Raw genomic sequence first — 12,039 nt, forward strand, 5'->3', positions numbered from 1 at the left:
ATTTCTTTGCGGGACCGCGGGGATTGTAAAGGGGGAGACGGTTTTCTCCCCCTTTTCCCGTTCACGTACCTCGATGAGGCATTTTCTGCGACTTGATGGTGAACGGAACCCCTCTACACCCTCCCGGAGGCGGTGCTACGCACCTGTCCGGGCTACTTTTCCCCAGCGTAGTAGCCCATCCGGTTAAACAATACCCACAGTTTTGTTAAGTTCTTTTTTGTTATAGATAAGAACTTTTTCTTCTTTGCCGCCGATGGGCGATTTGTGGGAGCGTGATAAACACAAAACAAAACAGGGATTCAGGGGAATAACAATGCGCATTGCAAAAACAAAAATCGCGCTGGCGCTGGGCATGCTGGTGCTCGCCGCGCAGGCTCAGGCCGATCAATTAGCCGATATCAAAGCCGCCGGCGTGGTCAAAGTCGCCACCTTCGACGCCAACCCGCCGTTCGGTTCGGTAGATCCGAAAACGCATAAAATCGTCGGTTACGACGTGGACTTCGCCGAAGCGCTGGCCAAATCTCTCGGCGTTAAGCTGGAGCTGGTCGCCACTAACCCGGCCAACCGCATTCCGCTGCTGCAGTCCGGCAAGGCCGACCTGATCGTCGCCGATATCACCATCACTCCGGAACGTGCACAGGTCATTGATTTCTCAACACCTTACTTTGTGACCGGCCAGCAGTTCCTCGTTCCGGCAAAATCACCGGATAAGCTCGATGATTACAGCAAAGCGCGCATCGGCGCGGTAAAAGGCACCACCGGCGAACAAGCGCTGCATCAGCGTTTCCCGCAATCGCGCGTGCTCTCTTATGATGATATTCCTCTGGCGCTGACCGCCCTGCGCAACGGCAACGTGCAGGCCATCACTCAGGACAGCACCATCCTGGCCGGACTGCTGGCGGAAGCGCCGGACAAAGCTAACTTCAAAATCATCCCCGACCTGCTGAGCAAAGAAGAGATTGGCGTCGGTGTGAAGAAAGGCGAACCGGCCCTGCTGAAAGCGGTCAATGACGAGCTGGTCAAGCTGGAGAAATCCGGTGAGGCGGCCAAAATTTACGACGTCTGGTTTGGCCCGAGCACCAAAACCCCGCAGCCGCGCGCCTTTACTATCGAAGCGAAATAAGCAGAGAAAGATGATGTTATCGGCTCTATTTTCACGCTCCGCGGCATCGTCCGCGGATTTTTCGCATCTGCAGCGCGCCAGCATTGAGTTTCGCGATGTTGCCAAAAGCTACGGCGACCATCGGGTGCTGAACGGCGTTAACTTACAGGTTGAACCCGGCGAAGTGGTGGCGATCCTCGGCCCTTCGGGATCGGGCAAATCAACCCTGATCCGCCTGATCAACCAGCTTGAATCACTCAGCGGCGGCGAAATACTGATCGACGGCAAACCGACAGCGCAGCTCACCGGCAGCGCTCTGCGCCAGCTGCGCAGCCGGGTCGGCTTTGTTTTTCAGCAGTTTAATCTTTATGCCCACCTGACGGCGCAGGAGAATATCACCCTCGCGCTGGAACGCGTTCACGGCTGGGGCAAAAGCGCCGCCCGCGAACGCTCGCTGGCGCTGCTCAACCAGGTCGGCCTTGCGGATAAAGCCCGGCAGATGCCGGCCCAGCTCTCGGGGGGCCAGCAGCAGAGGGTGGCGATTGCCCGCGCCCTCGCCTCCTCGCCGCAGATTATTCTGTTCGATGAACCCACGTCGGCGCTCGATCCGGAGATGATCGGCGAAGTACTGCAGGTCATGAAAAATCTCGCCCATAGCGGGATCACCATGGTGGTGGTGACGCATGAGATGCAGTTCGCCCGCGAGATTGCTGACCGGGTGGTGTTTATCGACGGCGGCGATATTCTCGAAGTCGCGCCGCCGGCTGAGTTTTTTGCCCGGCCGCAGCACGCCCGCACCCGCCGTTTCCTGCAAAAGGTGCTCGATCCGCTGCACCAGGAGAGTGAGGCGTGATCCCGCATCTCGACTGGCATGGCGTGCTGAGCGGGCAGCCGCTGCAATGGATCATCTCCGGTTTTCTCACCACCGTCTGGGTCAGCATCGCCGGGATGGTTCTGGCGACCGTGCTGGCCATCCTGCTGCTGGCGCTGCGTCTCGGGGGCGGCAGGCCCGGCCGCTGGCTGGTGGCGGCCTGGGTTTCACTGTTCCGCAATACGCCGCTGCTGGTCCAGCTGCTGTTCTGGTATTTTGCCGCCTGGAATCTGCTGCCGCTGGGGGCGCGGGATTTTATTAATGACGATCGCAGCTGGTCGATTCTCCCGGGCAACGTCTGGTGGCTGACGCCGGAGTTTCTCTGCTCAATGTGGGGACTCGGGGTCTTTACCTCGGCCTTTCTGATTGAAGAGATCGCCTCCGGGCTGCGCGCCGTTAGCCACGGTCAGCGGGAAGCGGCGCTGTCGCAGGGGTTTACGCCCTGGCAGGAGCTGCGCCACATTCTGCTGCCGCAGGGGCTGGCGAACGCCTGGCAGCCGATTATCGGCCAGTATCTCAACCTGATGAAGCTCTCTTCGCTGGCGAGCGGTATCGGCTTTGCCGAACTGACCTATCAGGTGCGGCAAATCGAGAGCTACAACGCGCATGCGCTGGAGGCGTTTGCCGTCGGCACCGCGCTGTATCTGGCGCTTGGGGTGCTGATGGGCGTGGCGCTGACGCGTCTCGGTCCGGGAAGAGCTCAGCAAAGGAGAGCCGGTTATGAACGCTAATCTGGCGGTCATCGTTGATAACCTCGATTATCTGCTGTGGGGGCGGCTGGCGGACGGTATCCCCGGCGGCGTGGTGCTGACGCTGCTGATGGCTATCGGCGCCGCCGCGCTGGCGCTGCCGGGCGGCGTTCTGCTGGCAGCTATCGCCTGGCGCTACGAAGGGATCGTGCGGCGGCTGCTATTTCTGTGGGCGGAAATTATTCGCGGCATCCCGCTGATCTTCGTGATTTTCTGGCTGTGGTATCTGCTTCCTATGCTCACCGGCAGCGATCTCCCGGGCGCGGTCACCGTCACGGTGGCGCTGGCGTGGTTTACCGCCGCCTCGGTGATGCATTCAGTGCTGGCGGGCCTGCAATCGCTACCCCGTGGGCAATACGAAGCAGCGCTGACCCAGGGTTTCGCTCCCGGGCAAACGCTGCGCCTGATCCTGCTACCGCAGGCCCTGCGTAACGTTCAGCCGTCGCTGGTTGGGATATTTATCGGCCTGCTCAAAGACACCTCGCTGGCCTTTATCGTCAACGTGCCGGAGCTGACTACCGTCGCCGGGCAGGTCAATAACCGGGTGCAGATCTACCCGCTGGCGATTTTTGTTTTTACCGGCGCGGTTTACTATCTGCTGTGCTGCGGACTGAGTCTGCTGGCGAATCGCCGATATGGGAGAGCGACCGGGTAGCCATCGGCCGTGGCGCGGTGAAGGATTATCGCGCCACGCTGCGTTTCCTGAGCAACGCGTCTCTTCTGCGCCGGAGCAAGGCTGCTTGATACTATTTCAGGTAATCCATTGATTTATATAATATATATTATTTACGACCCATAACATTTACGCTCGCCCGGCGAAGGGATAAACGGCCGCCGAGCTTAAATCTCAGATGGCTAATTTATTTATTTTAAAATCCAGCTTCACCTCCGCGTTACGCTGATGGGTATAAACCGTTTTGACGCTGCAGTTCTCAATTTTGGCAATAGATTTCGGCTGTATCCCCTGCGCAAGATGACCAATGATTTGCATCTCTTTACGGGTCATTTTTCCTTTTTTTATATCACTGCGGCGAAAACGACCGTTTATGGCTCGGGTCAGCTCATGGCGAATAGCGTATAAGGATTCCGTATAAACCACGCCTCTGGCCTGGCTATTGAAATACCAGTAATTGGCCAGCGCCTCCAGCCTGGTTGCGGCAATTAATATCACTTGTTTTTTCTCGGCGATTTTCAGCCATTGGTGTTCATGGCTGATAAAGTGGCTCATAAATTTAGGGCTAATATTAATAAACATAAACCCGTCGCGTAGTTCATCCAGAGATGGGTAGATCAAATCGCGGATATCAAAAATAATCGTGGATAATCCGTCAACAAAGTAGCGATCTTCTCTCGGCCAGATACATGACCGTAAATCAGTGAGATAGTCCATATATCACGCGCTCCTCATCCATGATTTGCCGCTTTCCTTAACGGGAAGAGTACAAAGGAAGGCGACTCCTCTGCGCAAAAAACGCCACTAAACATATATAAGATGAATAATTCAGATTCTATATAACACAAAATAAAACATACGCATGGCATATAATTTGTATTTAAATGCGCAATCACAATATGAAACAGCCACTTTATGTTTCAGAAGTTATGTGTTTAATTAAGACGAGTCAATATGAAGGATGGATGAAATGGCACTTCACAACTAAGAAATTAGAACCCCTAAAATAAAATGATAAAAAAAATTAGAGTATCTTAATTAACTTAAAAACACGAAATCACAAAAAAACCATTAATTACAATGAGATAGGAAAAACATGGCGCTTGAAAATAATTTTCTATTCATCTGGTCCAGGAATTTCCCCACCAGCCATTAGGAACTTTCTTAGGAAAAGCCATATTAATAGAAAAAATTCATAGCCGGAACGATAAAGACAATTAGCATGAATTATTTAATGATGGAATATCATATATATTCGGGATACGAAAACATCATTTCATCACGTATCAAAGCGGACATAATGTTGATATTTTTTCGGCGCAAAATAACATCAAAAAAACATAAAAAATCAAAAATAGATCATTCTCAATGATGAATGTTATCCGGATGGCGAGCGCTGCCCGGCTACTTCACCGGACAGTCTTTTGTCATTTTAATAAATTTGTCGTTATAGATAATATAGTGGTTCCCCGGCTGGCGCAGCGAAGCCTTGCGGACAACGTCCCCGGGCCGCAAATACCATGCATCCCCTTCCTCTTCCGTCGTATCGCATCCGGGCTTGATCAGCAGCTTAAACCAGGTATTGCCGGTGTTGCTGACGGTCCCCGCCGCGCGATCGTAAGCCCATTTGAACTGTACCTCGCGCGGGCGAACGACGAGGATAGTGTCCATGACCACCACCGGATCCATACTCACTTCCGTACCGCTTTGATTACGCATTACGTAATTACGGGTCGGAATTTCCCGGAACGATACCCGATAATAGCGCTCGCGGTTATCTTTCGGGCCGTGGTAGTAAAACTTAAAATATTCGCTCTCCCCCGCCTGTAGAGTGAGCTGACGCGGGGCAAACAGCAGCTCGCCGTCCGCCGGACGGGAACGCACCTCTTTGCCGCCGGGGCGGTCGATAGCGACGATAGAGACCCGATACAGCCGGGCGCTTTTATTGTTGTTGATAACCCGCTTAGCAGCGAAATTGTCTTCCGCCGCCAGCGAGAAGGTTAAATTCCCCACCGAGATAGCCTGCGCTGCTGTCGCCAGTCCCAGCGACAGCAGGCAGATCAGCATCCGCAGCAAATTAGTTAATGTTACGCCACGTCGCCTGGACATGAATTTCTCCTGAAGCACTCACTTCACCAAACCAGCCGTTATCATCCACCGTTCGCAGCGATATCGCATTATCCATCGGGATGGAAAACTTCACCGTCGTTTTGTCCATCTGCCCGACATCGCCGGAAATATCCGTCCATGGCGTGGCTAACCACAGGGCATCGGTCATATCGCGCCAGGTATCATCGCATCCGGCATCGTAAGTTTTGGTTGACCCGGTCTGCGTCGTAAACGCCAGCGTCGCCGGGAACGGCACCTTCGCCGTGCCGTCGGATGAACTAAAAATACAGTATGAACGCCCGCCAATAACCTGTGCCGGGCCGGTGACTTTAATCAGCACTTCATCGGCGGCGGTCTTACCGCTGGTCGTCACAATATAGCCGAAATCCAGCGACGGCTCGCCGCTGCCCACGTAGCCCTCACGGGTCGGCGCCGAGGTGTACTCATCGGAAATAATGCTGATGCTGAAATCACGCGGCTTAATTATCAGGGTGTTAGAGGTTGAAAACTCGTACCAGCCAGACTCGGGCGAGGTGGTGTTATAGAAACGGAAATTAAACAGATCTTTGGTATTCACGTCGCTGATGCCCAGCGTCACCATCTGCTTAAAAAAGTTGCTTGAGAAGAAGACATACACTGAATCTGATGATTTCATCTCATTAAACGTATAGTACTGAGAGATGCCGCTCACCGGCTTCCATGAGTTGCCGTCGAGGCTGAACTGCATATCGTAGCTGCCCACCGCGGAGGCCAGCGCCGAGTTACTGATAGCCGGGAAAATATGAATTGAGGTATTGCTGAGGCCGTTGGTTTGCAAATTGTAGTTCACCATTTTGCAGCTCAGACCGGAACGGGTACCGATAGTCTGGGTGCGACAGTCGGCATTGCCTTCGCCAAGCGTCGGAACCCCGTCGCTGTTGATAAACACTTCCGCCAGCGCATGGGTGTTAATCAGCTTCAGGTTTGCCGCTTTAGTATGGGTGACGTTACGCACGTACCAATACCCTGAGGCCTGATCTTTGCAGCGTGCGCCGCTGCTGGCATCGTAGCTCACCGACGTCATGCAGGAGTTGATGGTCATTGAGAAGCTGCTGCCCACCGACATCTGCTGCAGATACTGGTAGAAAGCATCAGACATCATGCCGTGCATCCACTTTTGTCCGCCGGTGGTTACCGTCGCGCCATAGAAGCCGTTGGCATCGGTAGTTTGCGGCAAGATCAGGCTGGTGGCCATATCGCAGCCCGCATACCAGTTGATACAGCGCAGGCCGAGTAAAGGGTGCGAAGCCGGTGAGTTATCCAGCCACATATCGAAGAACCAGTTGGCGTACAGGCCGGTGTTATAGCCGTTGTCGATATAGCCCAGGCTCTGCTGATAAATGGTGCCCGAGCCGTTATATTTCAGCCCGGTCCAGCGGTTAGCCCCGGTCATACGCGGGTCCAGCGCGCCGCCCGGGGTGACAAAGAAGTTATCATCCGAGTTGTTTTCCACGAAAACAAACTGCATGGCCGCCGCATCCGGCCAGGTGGTTTTGGTGACCGCGGCGTTGACCCGCGTCACGCACAGCGCCGCCGTTAACATCACTAAACATGCCAGCCACTTAGCTTTCATTACCTTCTCCTGTCGGCTGCACGCGGGCATAGGTGGAGAGGCCGCTACAGACCACATCGCCCACCCATACCGCGCCGCGCGCCTGGCTTAGCTCCAGCGCCACTTCGCAGCTCTGGTTTTTACCGTAACTGAAATCGATGGTGGGATACTTTTTATCCACGTCCATCACAAACTCACCGTTCTCATCGGTGCGGGTACGACCGATATGGTTATTAATCCGCGCATTGGCCAGCAGCGTGCCGTCTTCCGCGCGAATGCGCCCGGAGACCGTGACCATCTGCTTCACTTCCGGCTCAATCACCGCCACGTTCCCCGGATAAAGGGTCAGCTGGCTCTTGCGCCCGGTCACGATATCGTAGCTGTCGAGCGAATTTTTACTGTTCTGCAACTCCACTTCATAGCGGCTGTAGGGCGACAGCGGCAGGTAGTTGCGGTTGCCGGAGAGCTGAACAATGCGACCGTTAACTTTGGCGCTCAGCTTGCCGTCATTTTCCAGTCCGGTGTTGAAAATCACCCCGGCATTGCCGTCGGTGCGGCCGCTGGCGGCGATATTTTTCCCCTGCCAGCCCACGCTGCCGTTGGCGGTCAGGTTGGTGTTCACGTAGCCATCCACGCCGCTGTTCACGTTCAGCGTACCGGTGGAGTAGCGGGTATCAAACTGAGCATATGCGCCGCCGCTGAGGGTTTTATCATCGCCTGTGTCGCCGGAAATCGCCCGCGAAACGTTGGCGCCGATGGTACGGATGGTGCTGCCTTCATCAAACTGTTTACGCGCCGACAGGTTGGCCATGGTGTAGCCGTTCTGATGGGTCATCCCGGCGCTGAACCAGTTGCCGAGCGGCAGCGAGAAATCGAGCGCAATATACTTCCCGGTGCTGGCGCTGCTATCGCCGTTATTAAAGCGCTGTATCCCTGCGCGCAGGCCCAGCGATCCCCAGGATCCGGTATAAAGCGTCTGGTAGTAATCCGCCGTGTAGTAGTGGCTGTTATAGCGGCGGTCATCGTTATAGCTGATGCTGAACGTCCCCAGTTTTGACCAGAGTGAATTGAGATTCAGCGTACCGCCGATAGCCCGGTTGTCGGCATTACTGCGCCGAATCCGGTCGCCAATCTGCGTTTTTTCCTGGTTGACCCACACCGAGCTGAAGCCGCCGGGCAGCGTGGCGCTGATGCTGCCGATGCTGCTCCACGAGCTGTCGCTGGCCAGCATATTCTGCAGGTTCACGTTAATGGACTCAGTGATCGGCAGGGTCAGGCGCGTCTCGGCGACGGCGTTGTTATCGTAACCGTAGCCGGTCGCCGCCCAGCTTAAGGTGCTGAGCGAACCGGAGGCCGAGGCGCCCGCCAGCCAGCTGTCTTTAGCCGGAAGCGTCTTTTTACCGCTCTCAGACCAGCGGTCCATATGGAAGCTGCCGCCCCAGAACTGCCAGGCCAGCGGCGCGCCGGCGCCGCGTCCGCGGCTGAACAATTTATTGACCCGCTGGGTACGCTTGCTGACCACCCGGCCGTTCACAATGACTTCAACCTCGACATCGTAAATGCCATACGGCAGGCCGCGCGTGTCCACTTCGTGGTTACCCATGGCAAAGTTCTGCACGCTCATCAGGCGCCCGTCGCGGGTGAGATGCACTTCCCCGGCGGCGGGTAAAAAGGCGACCACCGGCGTCGCCGACTGGGAGTTGTCGAACACCGTTGAACTGGCCTGGTTGCCCCATGAGGCGCCGTAAATCTTCCCTGCCGAAACGGCGGTCATCGGGCCGAGGGACTGTAAATTCCAGGTATCCAGCATCCCGCCCGCAAAACGATGGCCGGCAAAATCGCGTTCATACATCGCTTTATAGACTTCGCTGTCCTGATTGCCGGAGCCTATACCGTACAGCGAGCCGTCGAGCACCACGTGGTGCTCGCGCAGCGCGGTGACGTTATTCAGCGACAGATAGCTGGAGGTATTGTTGCCGCCGTTGCGCATCTGGTTGTTATATACGCCGAGGTTATAGTTCATCGTGCTGCTGAGGGTATTGACGCTGGACTGACCGATATCTTCGCTGCGCGAACGCAGCACGGTACCCAGCGCCTCCTTTCTCACCACCAGCTGCAGCAGCAGCTGGCGCAGGCTGAGCTGTAGCTGCGCATCATCTGTCAGACTAATTTTGAGTTCTTTAGTGAATGCTTCATTGGCCAGCGCGGTCAGCTGCTTGCGGGTCTGTTCACTGACGGTGGCATTGTTATCGTTCTCTTCCAGCTGTATTTGCCGGACGCGCAGTACGCCGTTATCCAGCCAGATAAAAGCGTTGCCGATGCGCTGATCGTCCTGGGTACCGTTGCTGCCTTCGAGGTGAATAAACAGAGGAATGCTCATTCCGTCCTGCAGCGCCTGGCTGAAGGCCTGAGGGATAATGACGCCGCCGATTTGCTGTACTTTGTCAGCCGCGGCGGAAACGCTGAGCGGAACAAGCAAGATGGCCATGCCAGAGGCAAGGAGCACTTTAAGTCCTGGGGCAATCCCTGGTATAAGCATAGTTTTGGTCCGTCAGCACAGTTGTCTATTTCACGGGAACAAACTGCTCGCCCTGCCAGAGCGCGACCCGTCCTTTTTTGTCAGCCACATTGACGCGCGTAAAGCGGCGCTCTTTTCCGGGCATCAGGAAGTAGTTTTCTTTGCAATCCTTACCATCCGCCGGTTTCAGGCACGGGCCATAGGCCAGAATGCGCAGGGTGGCGTTGCCGGTATTGGTCAACGTGCCGTTGGCGTACTGATAGCGGTAATTCACTTTTCTCGGGGCCACCACCAGGATGGTGCCGATGCGTGCCGAAGCCGTGGCTACCGCGCTGCGGGTCGAGCCATTGCGCTGGGCATCGCTGAGCGCCTGATCGAACCAGACGATGCGGTAATAGCGCTCTTTATCGTCCGCCGGGCCTTTATAGAAAAAGCGGATCACGTCGCTGGCCTTCGCGGGCAGCAGCAGGCTGGCGGGGGTCAGTAAAATCTCGTCCTGCTTATCCATCGGGATCACCTTACCGCCATCCAGCGGCGAAGAGAGGCGTTCCATATGGATGTTGATTAAGCGACCGCTGTCGGTCGTATTTTTGATCTCTTTGCTCAGCGTGCTGCTGTCGCTGTTCATAAACGAAGAGATATCGCCCACATCCAGCGCCAGGGCAGGCGTCATTGTGCTGAGCAACAGGCCGATGGCCAGAATGTGTTTTTTCATATCATTTCATTCCGTGAAAGAAAGCAGGGGGAGAACCCCCTGCCTGGTGCTACGAGAGGATCAGCTGGTCCAGGTGGCGTCGAACTGTACGCTGACGTCACCGCTCCAGATACCTTCCGGCAGCGTGCTGTAGTCAGTAACGGCAGTTGTGCCGTTGGTGGTGCCGCTGATGATGGAGAACGTGAAGCCGTCCTGAGCGGTGGTGCGACCAGCGGTGTTATAGCCGTTAGACAGCGCGCTGAGGTTGCCGCCCAGGGTGCCCGCAGCGGTGTCGATCATGACGGTGTCAGCCGTTTTTTCGACCGCAGCGCCGTTGTAGTCAACGCCCACGCTCAGGGTGGAACCAGAGGTATCCAGCTGAGTCAGGGTATTGGTGATCAGACGAGAGGTCAGCTTGAATGCGGTCGCGGTGGTGTCACCTTCAATAGCCACATCAAACAGGCCTTTCTGTGAGTTAAAGCCTTTAACCCCTTCAGCATACTGGAAAGCCAGGCTGCCCAGCGGCGTCACAACCAGCTTGCTGGTTGTGTCTTTTTTGGCGGTTGCGGACCAGGTAGCGACTGCCTGAGCAGTAACGTCAGCTGCCTGAGCGACACCCATACCGGCAAACGCGGTTACCAGAGCAATTGCAAGAACCTTTTTTTTCATAGCTTTTTCATCCTGAGTTTATTAAGGGACCTGATGTCCCACGTCTGTGTGCATTCCCGCCATAGTTCAGGCCGCATCATTATTATCTGCGACGCAAATTATTTTGGGTGTTACGACCTGGTGCACAATTTTTAAATACAACGTTTATTACTAATTACAGCGCTAACTTATATATTTTTGAATACAATTTGGCCTCAGCATTTCGCCGATGGGTATAGACTGTTTTCACACTACAATTCTCAATTTTGGCGATAGATTTCGGATGCATTCCCTGCGCCGTCATACGAATTATCTGCATTTCCCGGTTAGTAATTTTATCTTTCTTTATATCTTTACGTAGAAAACGGCCATTGATAACGTAAGCCAGCTCCTGACGAATATCCTTAGCTAAGTCTACGTAGACCACGCCTCGAATGGAGCCATTGTAATACCAGTAATTGGCAAGCGCCTCCGAGCGCCTTGCAGCAATAAGTACAATCTGCTTTCCTTTCATTTCAGCCAACCACTCATTATCGCGGCGGATAAAATAATTCAGCGAACTGGCGCTAAGGTTAATAAATACAAATTCCCGGCGTACCTTTTCTAGTGAAAGATAGATTAAGTCATCGATATCCAGAATAAGCTCAGCGAGACCTTTTAAAAAAAAGCTATCATGCGCCGGCCAGATGCACTGATCTAAAGAATATTTATAATCCATATAGTGTTAAACCCCATAGTCCTGGAAATCTTGAACGTATCACAACACTGCTGATAGCCCAGGCCTGCAAAGTCTAATTCAGCAAATTCCCTCTTATAAATATATCCAATCTAAAACCACAAAATAGTATTGCTTGAGGCAAAGAACACTAAATGACTTGCTTGTTTCTTGTGTCACCAAATTTAGGATTTTTCTCCATGTGTGTCAATAAGTGCGCTGGGGGCTAATTACCGACCAGGTCAATTTAAGCCTGAAGAATAAAAATAAGGATATTGAGTTAAACACAAAAAGTATTTGTTTTCATATGGTTATTGGTGGGATATGCGTCGATTCTTAAGTGAATATTATATGTTCCAGGATCTTAGC

11 protein-coding genes are annotated in these 12,039 nt (G+C 54.1%); 4 read left to right on the forward strand and 7 right to left on the reverse strand.

Annotated features, from left to right (window positions below):
- Positions 1 to 313: 313 nt before the first annotated feature.
- Genes ABLV12_RS06015 through ABLV12_RS06030 form a run of 4 tightly spaced genes read left to right on the forward strand, consistent with a single transcriptional unit; the run spans position 314 to position 3,377 of the window.
- Positions 314 to 1,123: an ABC transporter substrate-binding protein gene (locus tag ABLV12_RS06015; RefSeq protein ID WP_004099328.1), complete on the forward strand. Its 810-nt coding sequence runs from the start codon at positions 314 to 316 to the stop codon at positions 1,121 to 1,123.
- Positions 1,124 to 1,136: 13 nt separating this feature from the next.
- Positions 1,137 to 1,955 carry an amino acid ABC transporter ATP-binding protein gene (locus ABLV12_RS06020; RefSeq protein ID WP_004099327.1) on the forward strand — a complete coding sequence of 273 codons (819 nt, stop codon included), beginning with the start codon at positions 1,137 to 1,139 and terminating at the stop codon, positions 1,953 to 1,955.
- Positions 1,952 to 2,704: an amino acid ABC transporter permease gene (locus tag ABLV12_RS06025; protein ID WP_004099326.1), complete on the forward strand. Its 753-nt coding sequence runs from the start codon at positions 1,952 to 1,954 to the stop codon at positions 2,702 to 2,704. The genes ABLV12_RS06020 and ABLV12_RS06025 overlap by 4 nt, the downstream gene beginning before the upstream one ends.
- On the forward strand, positions 2,694 to 3,377 hold the full coding sequence (locus ABLV12_RS06030) for an amino acid ABC transporter permease (RefSeq protein ID WP_004099324.1): 684 nt from the start codon (positions 2,694 to 2,696) through the stop codon (positions 3,375 to 3,377). The genes ABLV12_RS06025 and ABLV12_RS06030 overlap by 11 nt, the downstream gene beginning before the upstream one ends.
- 192 nt (positions 3,378 to 3,569) lie before the next feature.
- On the opposite strand, the gene ABLV12_RS06035 is transcribed toward ABLV12_RS06030, so the two are convergent.
- The 7 genes from ABLV12_RS06035 to ABLV12_RS06065 all read right to left on the reverse strand — a co-directional run bounded on the left by ABLV12_RS06035 (position 3,570) and on the right by ABLV12_RS06065 (position 11,673).
- Complete coding sequence (locus tag ABLV12_RS06035) at positions 3,570 to 4,112, reverse strand: helix-turn-helix transcriptional regulator (protein WP_004099323.1); 543 nt, start codon at positions 4,110 to 4,112, stop codon at positions 3,570 to 3,572.
- A gap of 687 nt (positions 4,113 to 4,799) precedes the next feature.
- Positions 4,800 to 5,504, reverse strand: a complete 705-nt coding sequence (locus ABLV12_RS06040) for a fimbria/pilus periplasmic chaperone (RefSeq protein WP_004099322.1) — start codon at positions 5,502 to 5,504, stop codon at positions 4,800 to 4,802.
- On the reverse strand, positions 5,473 to 7,086 hold the full coding sequence (locus ABLV12_RS06045; RefSeq protein ID WP_348866934.1) for a hypothetical protein: 1,614 nt from the start codon (positions 7,084 to 7,086) through the stop codon (positions 5,473 to 5,475). Before ABLV12_RS06045 ends, ABLV12_RS06040 begins: the two co-directional genes overlap by 32 nt.
- Positions 7,087 to 7,105: 19 nt before the next feature.
- A complete protein-coding gene (locus ABLV12_RS06050) occupies positions 7,106 to 9,634 on the reverse strand; it encodes a fimbrial biogenesis outer membrane usher protein (RefSeq protein WP_004099320.1) in 2,529 nt (842 codons plus the stop codon).
- 25 nt (positions 9,635 to 9,659) lie between these two features.
- Positions 9,660 to 10,328, reverse strand: a complete 669-nt coding sequence (locus ABLV12_RS06055) for a hypothetical protein (RefSeq protein WP_004099319.1) — start codon at positions 10,326 to 10,328, stop codon at positions 9,660 to 9,662.
- Positions 10,329 to 10,388: 60 nt separating this feature from the next.
- Positions 10,389 to 10,976, reverse strand: coding sequence for a common pilus major fimbrillin subunit EcpA (locus ABLV12_RS06060; RefSeq protein ID WP_004099318.1), 588 nt, complete (start codon positions 10,974 to 10,976; stop codon positions 10,389 to 10,391).
- A 154-nt stretch (positions 10,977 to 11,130) separates the two neighbouring features.
- Positions 11,131 to 11,673: a helix-turn-helix transcriptional regulator gene (locus ABLV12_RS06065; protein ID WP_004099317.1), complete on the reverse strand. Its 543-nt coding sequence runs from the start codon at positions 11,671 to 11,673 to the stop codon at positions 11,131 to 11,133.
- Between the last annotated feature and the right edge of the window lie 366 nt (positions 11,674 to 12,039).

Origin of the sequence: Klebsiella sp. CN_Kp100 (assembly GCF_040065315.1) — a bacterium.
In the GTDB taxonomy this organism is placed as follows: domain Bacteria; phylum Pseudomonadota; class Gammaproteobacteria; order Enterobacterales; family Enterobacteriaceae; genus Klebsiella; species Klebsiella oxytoca.